A 23,113-nucleotide genomic window follows, 5' to 3' on the forward strand; every position below is an offset into this window, starting at 1 on the left:
ATATATTTGATGATTTATAGGCCCAAATACTCCTTGATTCCATCGGCTATCGCTTGAGCGGCTTTCGTCTTAACAACTTCGGACGACATCAGTTCTTCATCGAGCACATTACTCAAGAATCCAACTTCCAAAAGCACTGCAGGCATGGTCGTGTCTCGGATTACTTCCAAGTTGCCATTTTTCACACCACGATCTCTGAGACCCATGGCTTTTACCAAACGTTGATGAATGATAGTAGCTAATTCCTTGCTGTTACTGCGTTGATAATAATATGTCTCCGTACCTGTCGCTTGGGGGGCGGACTTCACGCTATTGCCATGGATAGATACAAATACATCCGCATTTAATTGATTGGCGAGTTGAACACGCTCAGGGCGGGTCGGATAGGTATCACCTTCACGAGTCATAACCAATTCGATATTAGGTTCATTGAGCAGCAGGGCTTGTACTTTGTGAGCTAATTCCAGGTTGTATTCCTTCTCGGGTTTGTTCGTGATGCTGATCGTCCCTGGATCACTGCCACCATGTCCTGGATCGATGACCACAACCTTGCGTCCTGAGTCGCCTACTGGAGTGACTGGAGCAGGTGTGACATTGTCACCCGCAACATTCAGATCAATAATCAGTTTGTCGGCAATCACATTGTGGCTGTACTGGACATCCATCACATTATTCAATTCTACGACAATTCGAACTTGTCCTGGATCTCGTTTGAAAAGCGAATATCTCACTTCCGTCACATTGGGATAACCGCTCACATCCAACCTGCCATTGAGTCCTTGATCCAGTGGTTGGGAGATATCACCAAAGGTGGCTCCAGGCAAGTCCACAACCAGACGATCAGGGTACTTGAGGGTCGTTACTACCGGCTGAACGGTCCCATCCGTGGATAAGACGAGCTGATTGTTGGCAAATTGGATATCGGTAACCTGAGCGACAGAAGAGGAGTCCCCTTTCCCTGAACTGTTGCCAGGGTCGACAGCAGGTTCTTTGCTGGTGTTTGTTAAGTATACGATCTTGTCTTGATTGTTCCATTTTACCGTAAGCCCCATTTGTTCACTGACAAATCGAATGGGCACCACCAGCGTTTTATTCAAAATTTGCGGTGCTGTGTTCAAGGTGACCTGCTTGTCAGCAACCATGGCTTGTTTTTGGTCCACGGTTAGAGAGATGATCTGTTGATCTTGCTGGATTTTTACAGTGTGTGCTTGCTGGTTCCAATCGACTTTGAATTTCAAATTTTCGGCAACGACACGAATCGGGATCATCACGTTTTTATTGATAATCTTCACCTGTACATCATTTGGGAGGACTAATTCCTCTCCATCCATAAAGATTTTCGACGTGCTTGCAGCGGCATTTCCCTGATGAGGGAGCAAAACGAGTAAGAACAGGCTCAAAAACAGTAGTAAAACGGTTTTCTTCATTATGCACCTCGACTAGTATTAGATCTATTTCTTAATTCCAGAATATACCTACACAATATAAACGGTAAAATTGTAAAAATGTTTCTTTTTTGATCTTAAATTATCTAATTTATTTATAGATGAGCACGTATTCTTTTGGACATTGATGGGATTTCTAGTAGATGTATGTATTCGAAGTCGGAATTGAGGATGTATCTAGAACAAAGAGACGATCCTGTTGAAGGACCGTCTCCAATTACTCTTTATGACAATAAAATTATTGCAATTGCAGTGCTTTGGCTGTTTTTGCCTCAACTTCATCCAAAAGTGAAGTCATGTCCATACCTGCGTGGTTGCCGAGCAGGATAATCGTGATATCATCGGACAGATTACGTGAAAAAGCTGTGGCAAACCCGCCGCCACTCCCGTTATGGAAGACGGTACGATTCGTGCCGTTTTCTTTAAGAATCCAGGCGTAGCCGTAGTTCTTATCGGAATAAGGCTCATACATCTGCTCAATCGTATCCTGGCTTAGAATCTGGTCTGTATAAAGCGCACGATCCCATTTCAGCATATCGTCCACCGTGGAATAGATGGTTCCTGACCCGGATTGAGACACATAGTAAGGCGCAGTTACCCATGCGTTATTTTTTTGAACAAAACCACTAATGGTATGCACTTTACGGGAAGCCTCTCCTGAATTTTTCATGCCAAGCGGTTTCAGTATCGTCTGTTGCACGTAATCGGCATAACTCATGCCAGATACCTGTTCAACGACATATGCAAGCAAAACATAACCGCTGTTGCTGTACAGATAGGCACTCCCCGGTTCAAACTTCAGCGTTTTGTGACGAATCTCTTCTACCGTCTCTTCCATAGAAGTTCCTTCACCCCGACCAAATGCGGATGGCAGACCTGAAGTCTGGGATAACAGCATATGAAGCGTGATCTGATCTCCCTTCGGTATACCAGAGATATACTTGGAGATTGGATCTTGCACATTAATCTTACCATTCTCCACGAGACTCAGAATGGACGCGGCCGTTAAGGATTTGCTTAGTGATGCGATTCGTGTCTTCTGATCCGGGCGATTCAGCGTCTGTTCATCGGCAAGTCCGTAGCCTTGCTTTAGAAGTACTTCACCATCGCGGGCGATCAGAGCCATACCTGGATAGTTGATCTCGCGCAGATATGTATCCACGCTGGCAACCTCGCTATTCAGCAAGCTGACTTGATCAGTGACCATATTTACACTCATCTGCCCCGTGGCTGTGCGTTGGACCTTGATATCTGCCTTGATTGCATTAGCCATGGCCCGGACAGGTACCATCAACGTACCGTTAACGGTACGTGAATTCACACCTGTAGCCAGATCGACCTTGTTTACCTTAATGGAATGGCTGCCAGCCTGATGAATCAGCGTGTCTCTTCCAACGGTGATGGTAGCCGTCTTGGTGCGATTATCCCATTTCAACGTGCCTTTAACCGATGTGACCACATCCCGCAGTGGAACTAACGTTGAACCTTTGATGATAAGTGGTGCGTTCTTCCAGGATTGTTGCTCACCATTCACTTCAATGTGAACTGCTTGCGTCGCCTGCGCTGCGGATGCCGTAATACCAGGTTGTCCCAGAATCGGTCCTGCGCACAGGATGAGCGCTAACAGAATGCGGAACATGGATGAATATACCGTGGAAATACGTTGTCTTTCATTTGACTTGCGTAAGATTTGAATCCTCTCCTTCCAATCGTTTCATGAATAGCCAGCTTATGAGCATTGTAAACGATCTCGGGTAGAGGGTCAAAACGATGAAGTGGATATAATCCATAACATCTGATCAGATCATTTAAATTAAATTTGTACTAATTTAGTATCTATACATAATATTTTTACAGCGATTGTCCGATAAAAGGATGGGTGAAGATTATGATGGGGGATAGTTTAATGAAGAAAAGGATTCGAAATTGGTTTACTTTAACCGTAAAAAAACGCCTGATTGCTGCATTGCTCCTGTTCCTGATAGTACCGAGCATTACCGTGGGATGGTTGTCTTATCAAAAAGCTGCTGACCAGGTTAAAATGGAGATTATTCGTTCCGCACAGGCCAAAACAGAAATGCTTAGTCTGCAGATAAATCAAATGCTCGATATGGAGAAGGATAACGCAGCTCAGATGGCTGCGGGTATGACTTCAAACGATATTATTACTAAATCCCCTGCACTGCAAAGGCAGATGGATCGGATGTCTCAGAATCATAAGGAACTGGGTGTACTTACTGCAGGTGCTGAAGATGGCAGCTGGATGAAGTCCCCTGAATCCGAGGAACAGAATTATGATCCTCGAGAACGTTCATGGTATAAGATGGGCATGTCCCAGGATGAACCGGTAATCTCAGATACATTCCAGTCGGCTTCGACGGGCGAATGGGTTGTGACCGCAGCAGTCAAGCTGGCTGACGGCAAAGGGGTATTCGGAGCTAATGTCAGTCTCAATCATCTGAAAGAATCCGTTGATCAGATACGTATTGGTAAAGAAGGAAAACTGTACATGCTGGATAACGGGGGTAAATTCCTGTTCCACTACAATATTGAATCCGGTACACAGTCGGATGAAAGCTACATTAATGAGATGTATACGAAGGAAAGTGGAACGGTGAAGTATACATATGATGGTCACGAAGTGGAAGCTGTGTATTTCACCAATCCGGTGACAGGTTGGAAAATTGTTGGTGAGATGGTTCCTTCCGAAGCAAGTGAAGCCGTAATGCCTATTTTGATCCGTGCAATTACAATTGTCGCATCTGCATTGGTTATCGGGTTGATTCTGCTTATATTCATTATCCGCAGCATTCACCGGCCATTGCTGCAGTTAACGCAGGCAGCATCCAAAGTAAGCGCCGGGGATCTCACCGTTCGGGTAGGTTTACAGCGCCGGGATGAGTTCGGACAGCTCGGGGAAAGCTTCGACACGATGACGACTTCACTTCGTAATGTGCTTGGAGAGGTACATGATACGTCCAGCCAGCTGGCAGCATCTTCTGAAGAACTGATGGCAAGTTCCGAGCAGACATCCAAAGCCACAGAACAGGTGGCCGAACTGATGCAGGATGCAGCTGCGGGAACGACTTTGCAGAACAATAGTCTTGCTGCTACAGGCCAACTCGTGGGCGAAATGTCCATTGGAGTGAAAGAAATCTCATCAAGTGCTGAAGAAACCGCTCGTATCGCTCTGGATGCTTCCACTAAGTCGGAAGCGGGCATGGTTACTGTGGAAGAAGCGGTTACCCATATTCAGCAGGTGAATGATGAGAGCAAAGCCATGTCTGTAGTCATTGAGGATCTGCGCGCGAAAAATGAAGAGATTCTTGTGATTGTGGCCGAGATTACGGCCATTGCCAAGCAGACGAACATTCTTGCATTGAATGCATCCATTGAAGCTTCAAGAGCTGGCGAGCAAGGGCGCGGATTCGCGGTTGTAGCCAACGAAGTGAAGACACTGGCTCACAGTTCAGGCGCTTCAGCCGAGCGGATTAATGAGCTTATGCATGAGATGCAGGAGAAAACCAATGCGGTACAATCCACTTTTGCCCGTACGGGAGAAGGCATGGTGAAGAGTTCGCAGATGGTTACAGAAGCGGGCGAAGCATTCAATAACATTCGTACTGCGGTACAGTTGGTGGCTGCACAAGCTGGAGAAGTATCCACGGCTTCCCGTCAAATTGATGGTGGCATGAGTCATGTCAACAAGGCAGTAAATGATACAATGGTTCTGTCGGACAGAATTGCCTCTGGAACGGAAGATGGATCAGCGGCGGCTCAAGAGCAGTTGGCTACAATGGAAGAGGTTGCAGCTTCTTCGGCAGCATTGTCACGTATGGCTGAAGATCTGCAAAGCATGATTGAACGGTTTAAGTTGTAACAGGGATTGAAATGAGACTGCAGGGTTGCGACCCTGCGGTCTTTTTTCTGTTGAGCAAAGGGGTATCCGTTGTGTCTTCAAACACAGTATCCTTTTCCATTATGTTGACATAATATAAACAAAATTATATTATATCTATAAATGAACAAACGAAAATAATAAATGTTTAATTAATATACGATTGGAATGACCATAACAATGAGAAAAAGGAGCTTTTACATGAAATCATCGGAATCCTGGTTGCAAACAGCTTCATTGGAAGAGATCAAGCGTGGTTATACGGAGGAGGGTCCCGCCTATATATGTGTCTGCTGCGGATACAGGACGGAAGCCGGGATTATCTATCCTGAAGAAGGAGTGCTCTATGAGGCAGCCCGTTATATGCGAGTGCATATTGAGAAGGTTCATGGATCGGTATTTGAATATTTGCTGGAGCTGGATAAAAGCGTAACCGGATTGTCTGATGTCCAGCGTGGATTGCTGGCCCAGTTTCATGAAGGAAAGAAGGATGCTGAAGTACAAAAGGCCCTTGGTATCGGGAGTGCCTCCACGATTCGGAATCATCGGTTTGTATTAAAGGAAAAGGAACGGCAGGCCAAAATATTCCTGGCATTAATGGAACTTCTCAAAAGTAAGGATACCCAGGCTCCAGCCGAATGGGTGTCACCGGTGACAAGACATGGACATACAATCCATCGTGATTCATTTGATATTACAGTACAGGATCGGGAGAAGGTGCTAAATAAATTTTTTCCAGAGGGTACCGGTGGTCCGCTGACGACGTTTCAAATGCAGCAAAAGCATAAATATATCGTGCTCATCGAGATTGCCAAACGATTCGAGACAGAGCACAAATATTCCGAGAAACAGGTCAATGAGCTGTTGAAGGAAGTTCATGACGATTACGTGGAAATACGGAGGTATCTCATCGACTATGGCTTGCTGGAACGTGAGCCAGACGGCAGTCAGTATTGGCTGGGAAGCCGCGCAGAACAACAGAGCGCCGAAGTTGGAAAACCGGAGCGCAAAGAAAAGAGGGAGCAGGAGAAGATGAATCGTCGCAAAGAATTGCAGGAACAGGCCAAAGAAGTCAAAACGGAAGCGGGCGTCTACCAAATTCGGAATGAACGTAACGGCAAAGTTTATATCGATAGCACACTTAACCTGAAAACCATTAACGGACAACGGTTCATGTTACAGATGGGTAGTCATCTGAATCGAAAGTTGCAGGCTGAATGGAATGAATATGGAGAGAATGCGTTTGTAATCGAGGTGCTGGAGACATTGAAACAAGACGATAACCCGTATAACGATTCCAAAGATGCACTCGCCAAATGTCTGAATCGCTGGTTTGAACAGTTAGAGCCCTACGGAGATCAAGGATACCACGGAGATAAAAAGCAATCTGCTGAATAGGAGAGTTATTTCCTTTCTGAATTGCCACACCCTTTATAACCCAAAACCCCTTTGCCAATGTGATGGCAAAGGGGTTTTTGGTGTTACAGACTACTTGTTATATAAGTTGAACCAATCATTTGCACGATAACAGCGATTGGAAGGTTATTCTGTCATCGTAGTGTTAGTGTAAACAATCTTTAGTTCAACGACTACAGCTTGAATTGTTCCACCAGCTTCTGCAGCTTGTGAGCCAGATGGGCAAGCGAGTCAGCAGAGGATGATATCTCCTGCATGGAAGCCACTTGCTCCTCCGTAGCAGCAGAGATGTTCTCCGTTCCATCGGCATTGGTTTCCGATATGGCGTGGATCTGATCAATGGATTGCACCACTTCGGCTGTACTTGCAGACATCTGTTGTGAGGCGGCTGCAATGTTCTCAAGCTGATGATTAACGACCCCGACAGCCTCACTAATCTGGGCAAAAGCTTCATCTGCAAACTGAACGGCACGAATGCCGTTGCTTACATCCTGTTGCCCGATCTGCACACTGTGATTGGCCATTGAAATCTCCTGTTGAATCGCTCCGACCATCTCTACAATCTTCTGTCCGGACAGGCTGGATTGTTCCGCGAGCTTGCGGACTTCGCTGGCAACAACGGAGAAGCCGCGTCCATGCTCACCTGCACGTGCTGCTTCTATAGAAGCATTGAGAGCAAGCAAATTGGTCTGTGCAGCGATATCTGTAATGACAGATACCATCTCACCAATGGATGTGGAATGCTGTTCAAGTCGTCCAGCGGTGTCTGCCATTCCTTGCACAAAGCGACTGACGGAACTCATCTCGGATACGGCCGTCTGCATGGTCGCATTCCCTTTATCCGCGAGCTCACTTGCTTGCATGGCAGCTTCGGATACTTGCTGTGTGCTGTTCGTTACCTGTCCCACACCTCCAGCAAGCTCATTCATCTGCAGTGCCGTATGTTTCAGGCTGCTTGCTTGTTTCTCAAGTCCAGCTGCGGATTCTTCTGTGATCAAGGCGACTTGCTCAGTTGCTTTGGTTGTCTCCGATGAATTGACTGCCAATTGTGTGGATGAGGCGGTTAATTCATCAGCCGTGTGTCGCACGTCCTGAATAACGGTTCGCAGGGATTCGCTCATCTTATTGAAGCTGGTGCTCAGCTTGCCGAATTCATCCTGTCCTAATACCGCAACCTCGATAGTCAGATTACCATTACTAATTTCGTCAGATGCCTTCACCAAGCGGTTCAGTGGTTTGGTGATGGATTGCACAATCCAGAAAATAATGATGGAGCTTACCGCAATTGCAATCGCTACAACAATAAGTGTGGTGTATAGGATCGGACGGACAGATGCTGTCACTTCCCCACTGTCGATGACACCAACCACGGTCCAGCCCGTCGTTTCATTGGTAGAGAAAAAGGCGTGTTCCTGGTTTCCATTTAGTGTATAGGTCAGACTTCCGTTTTTCTGTGCAAAAATATCTTTATAGGGTGCCATGGTTCCTTCGGTCCCCGGTTTCTCGGTAGGATGTACAATGATTTTATTGGCATTATCAATGATATAGATATAACCCTTCTCGCCGATCTTCGTGGAGTTAACCGTCTTCGAGAGGGCTTCAAGCGACAGGCTGACAGAGACGACACCATGGCCATCCGCTGAGGTCTGAGCTACCGAAGCAACAACATTGCCGGTATTGCTTGATAAGTAGGGGGTGATTACGGTAGGGACATCTTTGTTCTGCGTAGCAGCCTGATACCACGGGCGTTCGCGCGGGTCATATCCTTCTTTGTTCACCGCAGTTACAGGGGAGTTAATATACACGCCCTGATCGGTACCGATGGAGGCAAGTTCCACGTCATCATGTGTTTCCTTATACGCGTCGAGCAAGGTACGGATGGTATCTGTTTCGTCACCCTGATTGGGTCCGACATTGCCTGCATCCAGCTGACTTGCCAGGAAATCAACATTTTTGCGTGTTGCACCAATGATCTGGTCAATGGTCTGGTTGAGCACAGTAACACTACTGATCGCGTTCTCATACATTTTCTCTTCAACCTTGGCATCGGCTGTTTGGAACGAGATAATGCCAAGACTAATGGTTGGAATGAGCAATACAATGGCAAATGACAAAATCAGTTTCTCTCTCATCTGCATTGTTCTTTTGACCCCTTGTTTACGAATTTTCTTCATACACATTCCCCCTCTGTGTAACCCATCCCCATGTCTAGTGGACAAGCCCATCTGATAAAAGATATTCATTCCATCCTTTCCAGAAGTTTCTGGTGCTATCGTATGACAAATTTCGCGTTTATTCAACATGATTTATGAGTTATGCGATAATATTTTTCGATTTTGTAGGTATTTAGGATTACGTCTGTTCTATAAAAAGTAATCTGTCTCTCCCTTAGTGCACATCTTGTGGTATATTTCTGAATTAATGTGGTACGAAAAATGCACCTGAATTAATACTCATCCATATATATCGGTTTATGGGGACAGAAATTGGAGAGGGGTTGTACGGCAGTTGGACCAAAGTACACTACAGATATCTGGACAGGAGAACATGGAAGAGGTTCAGGATCAGGCTACATTCATGCAGGGGGTCAAAGATTGTATCCCAACCCTGCTTGGTTATTTAAGTATTGGCTTTGCGGCGGGTGTCATTGAAATGACCGCAGGTCTGAGTCTGGCGGAAACAGCTCTGCTCAGCCTGATTTTATATGCAGGATCGGCTCAGTTCATTGCAGCAGGCATGCTCGCATCGAATGGGTCAGCAGTAGCAATCATGTTCACCATATTTTTTGTGAATCTTCGTCATTTGCTGCTCAGTGCAGCTGTATCACCATATTTTCGGCATCTGACCCCGCTTAAAAATATGTGGATTGGTTCATTGCTTACCGATGAATCTTTTGGCGTCGCGATGACACGTGCAATTGGCAGGGAAAGGCTGAGTGAACGCTGGATGCACGGTCTGAATATTACCGCATATCTGAACTGGTTCGTGGCTAATATGGCTGGAGCGTACTTTGGACGCTGGATCACCAATCCGGAACGACTGGGTCTCGATTATGCTCTGCCAGCCATGTTTATTGGACTGGTTGTACTCCAGTTAGTGCATCGCAAAAACAAAAAAATACACATTAATGTGGCGATTATCGCCGTTGTCTGTGTAATCTTCGCCAGCATGGCTTCACTTGGCAGCATGAGTGTCATTGTGGCTGCGGTCATTGCGGCAACGATGGGAGTGTTCATGGAACGATGGAAGTAAGATGGGATGTATTCTGGATTATTATGGGTTCGGCACTGTTAACATTTATCCCGCGTGTACTGCCACTGATGCTGTTCAGCAAGATACAGATTCCAATGTGGTTGTTACGCTGGCTGGAGTATGTACCTGTAGCGGTCATGGCAGCGCTAATTGGTCAGGAACTGTTCATGTCAGACAACCAGTTAGTGCCGATTACGCACAATGCAGCTCTGTGGGCATCCCTGCCTACGATTGCAGTAGCTATCTGGACACGCAGTCTGCTTGGAACCGTATTGGTTGGTATTGTGGCTATGATGATACTGCGATATTGGATTGGATAGTTGCAGGTTGTATTGTAAAATCCGGTAATTCCTTCGACTGATCGGTTAATACTGTTCTATAGAGGACAGATAACCTATCTGAGCGAAGGGAGCTGGATTCATGAGTGAACTGAAGCGAAAACTGTTAATTACGGGAGCTGCCGGAGTGATTGGTCGCAGTCTGCTGGAGGGGCTGAGAGCCAAGGGTGCGTATGACATCATTGCGGCTGATCTGCGAGAAGACGAGGAAGCTGGCATTGTAGCCATGGATGTGACCGATGGGGAACGCCTGAAGGAACTAATGCAGGGGGTTCACACCATTCTGCACATTGCATGGGCCAAGGATGAGGAAGATTTTCTGGGCAAAGTTCTGCCGATCAACGTAACCGGAGCCTACCATGTGTATGAAGCCGCACGGTTGAATGGTGTTCAGCGGGTGATCTTTGCAAGTTCCAACCATGCGACAGGCTTCTATCCTACAGGGGAAGATATTGAAGTGGATGACCCGTATCGGCCGGACAGCTTCTATGGACTTAGCAAATGTTATATTGAACTGCTGGGACGATATTACGTTGACAAATATGACCTGTCCTCATTCAACATTCGGATTGGGAACTTCTCAGGTGATACATACCCGCACTCGGAGCGCTCGGCTCATATCTGGATCTCACCAAGGGACATGGTCCAGCTCGCTGAGTGCTGTATTGAAGCCGATTCAGATATGAAATATCTGAATCTGTACGGGACTTCAGCGAATACAGACAATTACTATGATATTGGCTACCTGGCACAGAAGATTGGATACCGTCCTCAGGATGATGCAGCCGAACTGTGGGAAGAGGCAAAGCTTAGGGGCGTACCCGATAAACACGACGAGACAGCCTATCAAGGCGGAGGCCATGTGGAGAAAGAACCAAAAGATTCATAGATGGCGACCCTCAGTGATGAAAACGCTATTTTCTATTGTGACCGAAAGGGATAAAATGGAGACTGAGGTGTTCAGTATTTCCATTTTGCCAAGAGGAAGGAACGATTTCAATCATGAGTACAAGTCCATCCGTTATATTGTTTCAGGGAGACTCGATTACAGATGGGGGAAGATCACGCAATGATGATCCGAATCATTTTCTCGGACACGGATATGCGTATCTGATCTCCAGCAAACTGGGTATGGAACTGGCGGGCAAGCATAAGACGTTCTATAACAGAGGTATCAGCGGGGATCGGGCATCCGATCTGTACGCACGCTGGAATGAAGATACCATTAGTCTAAAACCGGACCTGATCAGCATCCTGATTGGGGTTAATGATGCCTGGCGCACGATGAATGGTGAACCTAGCGGGGTAACGGATCGTTTCGGACGGGCGTATCGACATTTGCTCGAAGAAACACGGGAAGTGATGCCGGATACGGGGCTGATTCTGATGGAGCCGTTTATTCTCAGAACCGGAGCGACCGCGGAGAAATGGGAAGCCTGGGAAGAGTATATCGGTCAATATCAGAAACTGGCTCAAGGTCTTGCTGAAGAATTTGGAGCTGTATGGGTGCCGTTGCAGCAGACTTTTAATGATGCTCTGAAACAGGCGGATGCAGCATACTGGTTATGGGATGGCGTACATCCAACCGCGGCAGGTCATGAGCTGATTGCACGTCAATGGTTGTCTGTTGTACAGAATTCTTCGCTTGCGATTGTGTAATAACAACAGCGGACAGTTACGATATGGGCAGTAGGAATGGGTATTCAGGATTAAGATAGCCATAAAAGCCTGTGGTGACAGGCAGAATGTAACGGAGAACCTGACAAAGGTTCTTCGTTTTTTTGTGTTGGGAAGGAGAAGGAAGTAACGTCGTGGAAAGAGTTTTAATGGATAATTCTTCAAAAGTGCTATCATATCCGGTAAAATGAAATCGATTACATTATAATGTGAGTATGACAATCCATTAACGAAGAGTGGTGAATCCAGTGGAAGATTCCATTCATGAAGTCGAAAATGAAAATATAAACCAACGTGGAACTGAGAACAGAATATGGAGTTCCTTAAGTGCCGATAGACTCTTGGAGAAGTTATCCCGGCCTGAATTGGCTATCTTATACACAGACTTGAAGGCTTACGGTGAACGTGCCTTGAAAGAACCCATGCCTTCCTTGTCGTTCCGTTTATATCGACAGTTCAGCGATACGGGTGAGCGGAAAGCCTATGAAGAGGCTTATTTCGATCGAAGGGGCAGACTGGCTGCTGTGACGATGCTCGCATTGGACCTGTCTAGGCCGAATGCAATGCAAGTGTTGGAAGATATGTTGTGGGACATATGTGGTGAGTATACGTGGTGTTTGACAGCGCATCTGGGTACGGGAGAAGTCGATCAGGTAGATGGAAACATCGATCTGTTCGCCGCAGAGACGGTACATATGTTGGCCGAAGTTGTAACGATTCACGCCGAGCGCCTGGATCGCCTTGTCATAGAGCGTATCAGATTCGAAGCCGAGCGGCGAATCTTCACTCCGCTTTACCGGGATCAGCGGAAGTTCCACTGGCAGACAGCGGATCACAACTGGTCGGCAGTCTGTGGTGGCTGCTGTGGCATGGCTGCATTGTTGCTGTTGGAAGATGAGCCAACACTACGGGAATCGATCTGCCAAACAGTCAGTTGTATGGACGCCTTCCTGAGCGGTTATGGCGAGGATGGCGGCTGTGCCGAAGGCATTGGATATTGGGTATATGGCTTCGGTTATTTCACCTATTATGCCGAGATGCTTCGTGAGTACAGTAAGGGCGAACTAGATCTGCTGACGGGTTCCAAAATAACAGCCATCGCAGCCTTCCCGCTGCGAGTGCATCTGTCGGGCGGCACATATGTGAATTATTCGGACAGTGCCGAGAAGGAAGAGATCCCTTCCGGATTGCTTTCCCTGCTCGCGTCCCGGGTTGGGTTGCAGGTGGATTTGCCACTTCATATTCCACTGTTTACCGAAGATCCCTGTCATCGCTGGGCTCATCTATTGCGGAACGTGATGTGGAGCGACCCGAAAATGTATGGTGATGAAGGTGCCTCTTCACAGGCTGAACGGGGATTTATTTTTCAAAATTTGGGTTGGATGATTGCAAAAGGCTCGCTTGATTCTCCAGATACAAAACGTACAAACGGCGGACCTCTTCATGTGGCTATTTCCGTTAAAGGTGGACATAACGATGAACCTCACAACCATAATGATCTGGGGCAGTTCATTATCCATTGCGGTGGTGAGAATATTCTGTGTGATCCAGGAGCAGGGTTGTATACCCAAGCGTATTTTGCACCAGACAGAGAGCAGTTGTTACACATCTCGTCATCCGGGCATAACGTTCCGCTCATTGAAGGCCAGGAGCAAAGTTCGGGCCGACAAGCGCAAGCCCATGTGTTAGAGGCAAAGCTGGCAGAGGGTGGCGGTGAGCTGAATACAACATTGGATCTGACATCCGCTTACTCTGGAGCTGCTTCACTGGCTCGTTATACGCGCCAATTTCATTGGAAGATGGCTTCTGGCGGTAGCAGGAATGGAGCAGAATTGCATCTGATTGACCATTTTCATTGGAAGAGCAGGATGGTGTCTTCGGCAGAACGATTCTCTTCGGTGGACGATTCAGATGCAGGATGTTCGAGTGTTGTGGAGCGATGGATGAGCAGAGTACAACCTGAGGTGGTGATGAGCGGTAATCTTCGCTGGCAAGGTGTACATGGAACGGTCCATATGACGTATGATGCGAACCAGTGGCAAGTCCTTACGGAGGCAATAGACACAGTTGATCATGACAATGTTCCAGTCACATTCTATCGGACGTCACTATCATGGACAGGTGCAATTGATGAGACGGAAGTTCGGACAGAACGCCCTAATCCGCTTGAAACGGTATGTGAGGTGCGCTTCATTATTGAACCGAAAATGGGAGAAACCGAGGTGAGCATGCGTGAGTAAATATACATCTGCGTCCACGTATCCATGGAAAGATGAACTCGAACGTTACCGTACATTGGCAGAACAAGCGGGCCCTGCTCCGGCAGACGGCTGGAGTCGGGAGCGCAAGTTGGCACTTGTTGAAAGTGTTGTTCGTGCTTATACACCATATCAGGACAGCCAGGGTGCAATTATCGACCCGTTCTCGGGTGTGGAGAGATATTATGCTACACCAGCCTATGCGATGGCGGCAGCAGTTCTGGTTGACGCGGGGCGTACAGGTCTGCTTGATTCCGCAGCGGCAGCCCTGTCACAGAGCATTGATGCCGTGGTGAAAGGTAGCGTACCTGACAATCATCCTGATTTTTATCCAGTGCTCATGATGCGAGCTTACATGTTATTGAAGTCATATCTGCCGGAACAAGCAAAGATCTGGGCTGAGGCACTCAAAACGATCAGTCCTGAACAGGATTATGTATTTACGATGAGCAAGATGAACAATCCAAATCGCATGATTAACTGGAACGCTATCATGATCTCTGGCGAATATCTGCGGTGGCGTGAACAGCTGGCAAGTGAGGATACAACTTGGATGGATCGTTATCTGGAAGCCTATCATCTGCCACGGTTTACGGCACTTGGGTTGTATCAGGATGGACCGCTGGACCGTCCGAATTGTCCATTTTCCTATGATATTGCCACCCGGTATCACCTTGGGGTGATGCTTGAAGCTGGTTACGAGGGAACTACTGCCGATACGTTACGTGAGCAGCTGCGCCATGGTGCCTTCAGCTCGTTACTGTCGCTCTCGCCGCTAGGTGAGATTCCACCACGTGGTCGCAGCTCCCAGCATCAGTGGAATGAAGCTGCCGCAGCTTATGTATGTTCTACACATGCAACGCAGGCTCTGGAGGCGGGAGATCCGGTGATGGCGGGTGCTTTTGCACGTGCGGCCAATCGGTGTTTTGCTGCTGTTGAGCGCTGGAAGATGGATGATGGACGCTTGAAAATTGTACGCAATGAATACGCGCCAGAAGATCGGCACGGGTACGAAATCTATACCAACCACACCTGTTACAACCTGTGGACGGCAGCAGCGCTGGCCCACGCTTGTCTCAGTGATCCGGGAGAGGATGTGGGCGAAGTATACCTTCCTTCCGAACTCGGAAGTAGGGTTTTGCAGGCCGATGGGTGGTTCGAAACCGTCATTGCCTCTATACCTGGCCAGCAACTGGTATTACACACGGCGATGAATGATCCGTATACGATCCCTGGTTTGGTACGAATTCATCAGACGGGGTTACCTGGTCTGATTGGTCCGTCCGCCGCCAGCCATGTGCAGGCCGGATTCACGGAATTTGCCGAAGGGGCGGTCCGTCCGCTCAGCTACTGTCCTGCCTGGAAGACACCAGATGGAGTATGGCACAGTCTTGCAGAGGGGATTCCATCCGGTGGTGCATATGATCGTGACGTTGGATTGGACCCTGCTCAGGGAGGTGGGTCAATCGTGTATGAAAAAGTGGGCCAGGATACGCCGAATCAAGTAGAGGGACATCTGGCGGAAACAGCGGCGGAAGAGAGAGTAAACACCTCCGAGAATTCTTTTGCTGTGACATGGGTTGGTCCCTTGCCTGGCGTGGAAACATTGCGCACTCATTATGTGCAGCAGGCAGACTTGCTGACCATAACGTATGAATTTGAAGGTGAGATCACGGCGGCAGGTGCACTCATTCCGTTGATGTTCCATGATGGCCGTGAACAGGCGGTGATTACCCATACGGATCATAGTGTGCGAACGGAGTATCGGGGGGCCTATGTAGAATCTACAGCGCTGGATCAGGGAGCCATTATTCATCTGGAAGAGCAGGCTGTGGCTTCCCGTAATGGGTTGCTGAAGGAAGCGCGAATTGAAGTGAGCGGAGCCCGTAGTCTGACATTTTCGATCCGATTGGGCGAGTTTAACTGAAGGTGTTCAGGTTGAGGATCATTAGATCTCGAAACATCTCGAATGATAGTTAAAAGTGTTATTCGTGGATGATTAGTGATATTTAACTGATAGCTATTGCAGTTATGGCATACGACGCTATAGATAAATTGAGGATGAGCTGGAGCATCAAGCATAGATGTCCGGTATTGAATCGAGGAGGGATATGTTCATGAACACATCAACGTCGGTAAAATGGCTCGAGGAAGCGTGGCAACAGGGAGCTGCCAAAACGATTCGGAATGCAAAGCGGATCAAGGATACTTTTCCACACATTGCCCCGCAGGGGACGTATGATCGGAATGATCCGGAATGGTGGACCGCAGGTTTCTGGCCTGGATTGTTATGGCTGGTCTATGAGGATGCTCCTGAAAGTGAAGCGGCGGCTTCGCTACATCGCATTGCCGAAAGCTGTGAGCGGCAACTGGAGGGTTGTCTACGTGATCCCGAATCGGTGGATCACGATCTGGGGTTCATCTGGCTGCTTAGTGGCGTAGCCAACTACCGCCAGACGGGCAGCATGGATGGACGGCGGCGTGGCATGCTTGCCGCCAACCTGCTCGCTGCCCGTTTCCACGTGCGCGGTGAGTTCATCCGCGCCTGGAATTTCAGCTCGTCAGCAATGGATACGCGCGGCGTAGCCATCATTGACAGCATGATGAACCTGCCGCTGCTCTATTGGGCATCCGAGCAGAGCGGCGATCCTCGCTTCCGCTGGCTGGCGGAAGCACATGCGGACACCGTGGCGCGCGAATTCATCCGCGCTGACGGGTCCATCTGCCACGTGGTGGAGTTTGATCCACACACGGGGCAGAAGCTGCGAGAGCATGGCGGACAGGGCCATGCTCCAGGTTCCGCCTGGGCGCGGGGCACCGCCTGGGCGTTGCACGGGTTTGCGCTGTCTTTCCGGTATACGGGCGAAGCCCGATATCTGGAGACAGCGGAGCGTGCGGCCGATTTCTTCCTCGCCATGCTTGGCGAAGAGATCGTGCCGGTGTGGGATTTCCGCGCACCTGCGGAGCATCAGGTGGCGTGGGACTCGTCCGCTGCGGCGATTGCCGCGAGCGGGTTGCTTGAGCTGGCGAAGCTGTCGCCACGCGGTGAAACCTATGCTGCCGCGGGAGAGCGTATTGTCCGCGGGTTGCATGAGCATTATAGCTCCGGCGACTCGGCAGCGGAAGAAGGTCTGATCATGCAGGGAACGGTGCATTACCCGGAAGGGCGAGGGTTGAATGTGCCGATTATATACGGCGATTATTTCTATATGGAAGCGCTGGCGAAGCTGCGTGGACATGCGGGGTTATTTTAAAAGAAGAATCGAGAACTACGGGCTGGAAGAACTGAAGGTGAGAACAGATTAGTAAGGTCGTAGTGTTATGAGTCTTCGAGTTGTTAGCAAACCATCATCACCTGTCCGCATAAGGCTGTCTCCAGTATTAGGAACGATATTCCTACTATTGGAGACGGAGTACACCTAAGTTTGAGCTTTGAATAGACGAATCAAGGTGAGCGGACAGGCGGATGGTTTACATAATCGAAGGAAGACAAAAGAATATCTGGCATATGAATATTCATTCTTACAGGTCCAGTTGGGGTGCAGACTTAGCTATGCTTTACTGAAAGAATCGATTTTCACTTCGAAGGCGTACGTCTCAGAATGACAAAGTCGGCAGAAGATTGATCTGGATAGCGCTGCGGAATAATCTCATGAACTTTGAAATCAGGGTAGTCGAAGAGATATTCAAACAGATTACGGTCCTGGATTGTATCAATCCCCGGGTTGCCGTTTTCTTTCAAGCGGGTGTAAAGCACCACCCATGCTGTTGAGGAGTGCAGAATATCATAGAGGGTGTTGCGAAAATCCGTTTCATCCGTGATGTGATATAACACATCCAGACAGACCGTCAGATCGGCTTGCAGGAAACCATGGTTAATCCATAGGCCTGGTGTATACAGCATGAAGCTCTTGGATGAATCCTTGGCAAATTGGGCAGCACAACGCTTTACTGAAGAAGCCGCTACATCCACGCCCAGGTAGTCCTCATAATTCATGTATTGCAACTGGTTGCCATCTCCACATCCAAACTCAATGACACGATGAATCCCTTCACGTTGAATCAGTCCGTTTACGACCTCGGCCTTGAATTCAGCCAAAACCCCGTATGAACCCCTGCCAGAAGTTTCACCCGAACGATATGTTTTCTCCCAATACCCGATGTAATCAAAAGGCTGACTCATTATGTTTCCTCCAATCCTGTTAAAAGAAGTTCAAGACAGTCAATATACATAGGTATGCGCTATATTCGCAGGTATGATCGGTTGAAACAGGAATAGAAGATAAATTAACTTCCATAGAATTCCCTGAAAATTTCCTGAAAGTCTAAACATCTGGAAAGGACTTGCCGACATTAAAGATAAGGAAAAAAATGATGATAATCGGGGGGAAATGATGTTAAAGCCAAGATTGACCAAGTACATGGTGATGATGCTGGTGTTGATGCTGAGTATTTCCAACGTAGGCTTGGCCGCTGCGGCAGACAAAGAACTGTCCAAAATTGTGGTTTCCAAGAATGAGATGTCGCTCGAAGTTGGTGATTCTGGGTCTGTTACGGTGACAGGGGTATATTCAGATAATACCTCGGCTAATGTAACGATTAGTACAACCTGGAGTAGCGAAGATACTTCGATAGCAACTGTATATAATGGTGCAATCACGGCCAAAAAGGAAGGTAAAGCGACGATTACCGCAGCTTACCAGGGTCAGAGTCAGACCGTTCAAGTGAAAGTGACGAAGAAGGTCAAAGCCCTTTCGAAAAACGTGCAAAGTCTGGATTTGCGCACGGGAGATACAAAAGAAATTATTTTGACAGCAACGTATAGTGACAATGAAACAAATAATGCAGCAGCAAGTACTGCAGAATGGTCTACCAGTGATGAGAAGGTTGCTACCGTTGTGAATGGTAAAGTGACTGGACAAAGTGCGGGTACGGCCGTTATCACAGCCAAAGTTGGCAGCCAAAGCGTGACGGTGGATGTTAACGTTGAAGTGGTTAAACGTGTAGATGTAGATAAACAACAAGTTAATCTGTTGTTGAACAAAAGTGAAAGTGTGAAAGTGACGGCTACGTATCCAGATGGCACAACCAAAGATGTAACCGATCTGGCGGAGTGGACATCCAGCAATGAGAAGGTTGCAGACGTACTCAAAGGCGAAATTACAGGATACTCGGCAGGTTCTGCCAAGATCACAGCCAAATACGGTACGAAATCAGTATCCGTTGACGTGGATGTAGATCTGACCAGCAAGCTGAGTGTGGAGAAACAAAGTATTTTCTTCCGTTTGAGCGACACAACTAAAACGGCTAATGTCGTTGTAACGGCTTCTTATCCAAACAGCAGCGATGTGAATGTAACGGATCAAGCAACATGGACATCCAGCAACGAGAAGGTTGCAACGGTATTCAAGGGACAGATCACAGCCATTAGTGCAGGTTCAACAACGATCAAAGCCACTTATAGTGGCAAAACCGTAGAAGTTGCTGTGGATGTAGATACGGCAAGATATTTGGATATCAAAGATGTAGATGACAAACTCGCCATGAGTGTTACGGGTGATAACAAGTCTAAAAAATTGGTAGCCAATGCAGAGTATATTGATGCAAGTAAAGAAGATGTAACTTCCAAAGCAACATGGACTTCAAGCAATGCAGATGTTGTATATGTATCCAACGGCGATCTGATTGCATACAAATCCGGTACGGCTACGATTACTGTAGCTTATGGCGGTAAAACGGTTAAATTCACAGTGAATGTAGACGTAGCAGACAAGTATGAGATGGATAAGAAAAAAGCATCAGTAGCTGTTGGTGGAACGACTTCTGCCAAAGTACTGGCTTTGTATGGTGAAACATCCAAGGATATATCCGAAGATGCAACCTGGAGCAGCAGCAGCGACAAAATCGCTGAGGTAGATAGCAAAGGGGTTATCACAGGTGTTGCCACAGGTAAGGCAACCATCACAGCGAAGATTGAAGGTAAAACACTTACTCTGCCTGTTGAAGTAGGTATGGCTAGTGGACTGGAAGCAGATGTGAACTTCGTTGTTCTGTCTGCCAAAGAAACTCAGACGATCCTTCTAACAGGTACTGATGAGGACGGCAACACGCTGGATGTAACATCCGAAGCAACTTGGAAATCCAGCAATGCACGTGTAGCGGATGTGAAAAAAGGCGTGATCACGGGTAACAGCAGTGGTAAAGCCAACATCACAGCCGAATATGGCTCCAAAAAAGTGACTATCCAAGTTGAAGTGGATGTCATCACACGTATTGAAGCTTCCGAGCCGGTTCTTTCCCTGAAATCAGGCGATACAGCTGATTTGACGGTAACTGCCTTCTTGAGCGACGGTAGCGAGCGTGATGTTTCTGACAAAGCTGAATGGAAAACGAACAGCTACAAAGTAGCTCAAGTGACCAAAGGTAAAGTCAAAGCTACAGGTTCAGGTAAAGCCAAAATCACAGCAAAATACGGTAGCAAGTCTGTAACCATTGCTGTAGATGTGGATACACTGAAATATTTGCAGACGGATAAAGTAACGTTGACCATGAAACCTGGTGAAAAGGTAACCGTGGCTGCAACTGCAACGTATGCCGATGGCAGTGAAGCTAATGTATCCAAGCCGGCTCTCTGGAAATCTTCCCGTATTGCAACAGCATCGGTGAAAGATGGAATTATTCAGGCGAACGGCAAAGGTAAAGCAACAATTACGGTGACATTTGCAGGTGTGAAAACAAAAGTAACGGTAGTGGTTGAAGCGAAGTAATTGCTTTTTCAAATGTGAGTTGAAACGCGCAAATAAAAACGGTGATGCCAGCGAATAACTGGTATCACCGTTTTTGGTCTATAAACTAGAACGTGTCTCCAAGCGCTAACGAATCTGAAACGTCTTATTAAGGGATCGTTCCCTGTACGTTTGTATAACTACATCGTGTGAGACAGTACCAGCGCACCATAGGCAAAAGCGATCACGATCAGAATGGCTGGATGCAGCTTGGTCTTGGTCATGACCCAGAGCGAGATGCCTGCTATGATTAACGTCTGCCAGATGCCGATGGAATCAGTGGATAGCTGCCCGAATTCCCATGTAAGCAGAATCATGAGTACAGCGATAACAGGTTGCACGAGTAGGGTCATGCCTTTGACTTTGGGTGACGTGCGATGTTTGTTCAACAGACGAAGTAATATAATAAGTGCGGTTGCGGAAGGGACGATTGTAGCAAAACTTGCGATAAATGCCCCAAACCAGCCTGCCACGTGGTACCCGACAAATGCAGCAATTTTGGTTGCAATCGGGCCAGGAAGGGCGTTACCAATCGCTAGTACATCCCCAAATTGCTCTGTAGTCATCCAATGGTAGTGGTTCACAATCTCTTCCTGCATGAGCGGAATGGAGGCCGGACCACCCCCATATCCCAAGATGTTTGCTACGAAAAATCCCCAAAATAATTCCCACCAAGTCTGGAGCATCCTTAGGACACCTCCTTATCGGACTTGCCTTTGGATTTGAAGCGCTGTACTAGCTCCAGATGGAAGACACCATATCCAAGGAAAACCGCGATCACAATCCCCGGATGGATATCCAGTAGCTGCAACAGTACAAAGGCAATTACGCCGAATAGGGCGGCAAAAACTTTGCCGAGTCCCTTCCAGGCTTTCATGGCAAACTCATAAGCCATCATTCCCAGCATGACAAAAATGACCGGCCGCACGGCGGCTACCATGCCTGCTACCACTTTCGACTCGCGGAGTGCGTACATGGAACCGAGCAGAGCAATAATGGCAATACTGGTCGGTAAGATGTGAGCGAGTACGGACACAATCGCGCCCAGTACACCTTTGGTTTTGTATCCCAGATATGCGGCCATCTTGGTCGCAATAGGACCGGGCAGGGCATTAGCGATAGCCAAAATCTCGCCGAACTCCTCATCACTGACCCATTTGTAACGCGTAACAGCTTCATAACGGATCAATGGAATAACCGAAGGTCCACCGCCATATCCGAGAATTCCGGTTCGGACCATTCCGATGACGAGACCTTTGTAATCTTTCCAACCCATGCTGATTTCCTCCTAGAGTCTCATGCCCATCCGGCTTTTATAACGTTTCAACAACAGCTGTGATTCCACTTTGACGATGCCTGGCATCTTATATAGCTTCTCGAGCAAGAACTGCTCCATCTCTTCCATATCCGCAAAAATACCGTGCATGTGCAGGGTACTCGGGCCTGTCATATGATAGAGGCTAGTGACGGCCGGTTCTTCGTCCAGTTTCTCCGCGACTTCATCCAGGAAGGGCGGTTCAACATCGACATTGAAAAAAGCCGAGACCTGGAGCCCAACTTTGCCAGGGTTGATCACAACGGTGAAGCGTTCGATGATTCCTTTTTCGGATAACGCATTAATGCGCGCCTGGACTGCTACACGTGACAATCCGATCTGTGTCCCCAGATCCGTATAGGATATTCGGCTGTTGTGGTGAAGCGCGGCGATGATTTTGCGATCCATCTCGTCCAGATTGTACATTTGCGGAATTTCTCCTCCTTTGGAGGAGCGTTTCTCTGACATGTTGATCATCCTTTTCCTTCGCTATATGAAATGAACAATGAAATTTTACTAATCATACAATGTGTATGTGGCATTCATAGTTTAATGACGAATCGTAACTGGAGTCAATCTATTTATCATGATTATTGAATTTAACCGATTTTGAGCCTTCATTTTGTCATTTCGACCAATCGGAAATAAAAAGACCACTCGCACAGTCCAATAGCGAGCAGCCGTTAAATAATAGATAAGCTGGAGTAAAGCGCAAAGTGTGATACGAAG

Annotated in this window: 17 protein-coding genes; 10 read left to right on the forward strand and 7 right to left on the reverse strand. The window is 47.6% G+C overall.

The annotated features are described in order from the left end of the window. Nucleotides 1-14: 14 nt before the first annotated feature. Together AC4E8D_RS01925 and AC4E8D_RS01930 are read right to left on the reverse strand one after the other, a co-directional pair. Nucleotides 15-1,400 (reverse strand): N-acetylmuramoyl-L-alanine amidase family protein, encoded by a 1,386-nt coding sequence (locus tag AC4E8D_RS01925; protein WP_490205787.1) that lies wholly within the window; start codon nucleotides 1,398-1,400, stop codon nucleotides 15-17. Nucleotides 1,401-1,683: 283 nt separating this feature from the next. Then, entirely contained in the window at nucleotides 1,684-3,084 is a 1,401-nt protein-coding gene (locus AC4E8D_RS01930; RefSeq protein WP_490205788.1) for a serine hydrolase domain-containing protein, read from the reverse strand. 267 nt (nucleotides 3,085-3,351) lie between these two features. Between AC4E8D_RS01930 and AC4E8D_RS01935 the strand changes: the two genes are divergently transcribed. Both AC4E8D_RS01935 and AC4E8D_RS01940 read left to right on the forward strand, forming a co-directional pair. Further along, nucleotides 3,352-5,325 (forward strand): methyl-accepting chemotaxis protein, encoded by a 1,974-nt coding sequence (locus tag AC4E8D_RS01935; protein WP_490205789.1) that lies wholly within the window; start codon nucleotides 3,352-3,354, stop codon nucleotides 5,323-5,325. Nucleotides 5,326-5,544: 219 nt separating this feature from the next. Next, complete coding sequence (locus AC4E8D_RS01940) at nucleotides 5,545-6,741, forward strand: DUF2087 domain-containing protein (protein WP_339306529.1); 1,197 nt, start codon at nucleotides 5,545-5,547, stop codon at nucleotides 6,739-6,741. Nucleotides 6,742-6,932: 191 nt separating this feature from the next. Here AC4E8D_RS01940 and AC4E8D_RS01945 read toward each other — a convergent pair whose 3' ends face one another. Next, on the reverse strand, nucleotides 6,933-8,933 hold the full coding sequence (locus AC4E8D_RS01945) for a methyl-accepting chemotaxis protein (protein ID WP_221823781.1): 2,001 nt from the start codon (nucleotides 8,931-8,933) through the stop codon (nucleotides 6,933-6,935). A 373-nt stretch (nucleotides 8,934-9,306) separates the two neighbouring features. On the opposite strand from AC4E8D_RS01945, the gene AC4E8D_RS01950 reads away from it, so the two are divergent. From AC4E8D_RS01950 to AC4E8D_RS01980, 7 genes are all read left to right on the forward strand, one after another. Beyond that, nucleotides 9,307-10,011, forward strand: a complete 705-nt coding sequence (locus AC4E8D_RS01950) for an AzlC family ABC transporter permease (RefSeq protein WP_036616527.1) — start codon at nucleotides 9,307-9,309, stop codon at nucleotides 10,009-10,011. After that, complete coding sequence (locus tag AC4E8D_RS01955; RefSeq protein WP_062837141.1) at nucleotides 10,002-10,331, forward strand: AzlD domain-containing protein; 330 nt, start codon at nucleotides 10,002-10,004, stop codon at nucleotides 10,329-10,331. Before AC4E8D_RS01950 ends, AC4E8D_RS01955 begins: the two co-directional genes overlap by 10 nt. A gap of 109 nt (nucleotides 10,332-10,440) precedes the next feature. Then, entirely contained in the window at nucleotides 10,441-11,238 is a 798-nt protein-coding gene (locus tag AC4E8D_RS01960; protein WP_221823953.1) for an NAD-dependent epimerase/dehydratase family protein, read from the forward strand. A 113-nt stretch (nucleotides 11,239-11,351) separates the two neighbouring features. Continuing rightward, complete coding sequence (locus AC4E8D_RS01965; protein ID WP_150365255.1) at nucleotides 11,352-12,008, forward strand: SGNH/GDSL hydrolase family protein; 657 nt, start codon at nucleotides 11,352-11,354, stop codon at nucleotides 12,006-12,008. A gap of 257 nt (nucleotides 12,009-12,265) precedes the next feature. Further along, the gene (locus AC4E8D_RS01970) at nucleotides 12,266-14,266 is read left to right on the forward strand and encodes a heparinase II/III domain-containing protein (RefSeq protein ID WP_490205790.1); all 2,001 of its coding nucleotides are present in this window, start codon (nucleotides 12,266-12,268) and stop codon (nucleotides 14,264-14,266) included. After that, nucleotides 14,259-16,211: a glycosyl hydrolase gene (locus AC4E8D_RS01975; protein ID WP_221823785.1), complete on the forward strand. Its 1,953-nt coding sequence runs from the start codon at nucleotides 14,259-14,261 to the stop codon at nucleotides 16,209-16,211. The genes AC4E8D_RS01970 and AC4E8D_RS01975 overlap by 8 nt, the downstream gene beginning before the upstream one ends. Nucleotides 16,212-16,401: 190 nt before the next feature. Next, a complete protein-coding gene (locus AC4E8D_RS01980) occupies nucleotides 16,402-17,538 on the forward strand; it encodes a glycoside hydrolase family 88 protein (protein ID WP_036616538.1) in 1,137 nt (378 codons plus the stop codon). Between the two features lie 323 nt (nucleotides 17,539-17,861). Here AC4E8D_RS01980 and AC4E8D_RS01985 read toward each other — a convergent pair whose 3' ends face one another. After that, nucleotides 17,862-18,467, reverse strand: a complete 606-nt coding sequence (locus AC4E8D_RS01985; protein WP_221823787.1) for a methyltransferase — start codon at nucleotides 18,465-18,467, stop codon at nucleotides 17,862-17,864. A gap of 208 nt (nucleotides 18,468-18,675) precedes the next feature. Between AC4E8D_RS01985 and AC4E8D_RS01990 the strand changes: the two genes are divergently transcribed. After that, entirely contained in the window at nucleotides 18,676-21,051 is a 2,376-nt protein-coding gene (locus tag AC4E8D_RS01990; RefSeq protein ID WP_490205791.1) for an Ig-like domain-containing protein, read from the forward strand. 158 nt (nucleotides 21,052-21,209) lie between these two features. Here AC4E8D_RS01990 and chrA read toward each other — a convergent pair whose 3' ends face one another. Genes chrA through chrS form a run of 3 tightly spaced genes read right to left on the reverse strand, consistent with a single transcriptional unit; the run spans nucleotide 21,210 to nucleotide 22,852 of the window. Beyond that, the gene (gene chrA, locus AC4E8D_RS01995) at nucleotides 21,210-21,755 is read right to left on the reverse strand and encodes a chromate efflux transporter ChrA (protein ID WP_221823791.1); all 546 of its coding nucleotides are present in this window, start codon (nucleotides 21,753-21,755) and stop codon (nucleotides 21,210-21,212) included. Nucleotides 21,756-21,757: 2 nt separating this feature from the next. After that, nucleotides 21,758-22,345 carry a chromate efflux transporter ChrB gene (gene chrB / locus AC4E8D_RS02000; RefSeq protein ID WP_221823793.1) on the reverse strand — a complete coding sequence of 196 codons (588 nt, stop codon included), beginning with the start codon at nucleotides 22,343-22,345 and terminating at the stop codon, nucleotides 21,758-21,760. Between the two features lie 12 nt (nucleotides 22,346-22,357). Next, nucleotides 22,358-22,852, reverse strand: coding sequence for a chromate efflux transcriptional regulator ChrS (chrS, locus tag AC4E8D_RS02005; RefSeq protein ID WP_036616550.1), 495 nt, complete (start codon nucleotides 22,850-22,852; stop codon nucleotides 22,358-22,360). Nucleotides 22,853-23,113: the final 261 nt, after the last annotated feature.

The sequence above is a fragment of the Paenibacillus sp. SRL342 genome, from assembly GCF_984798905.1.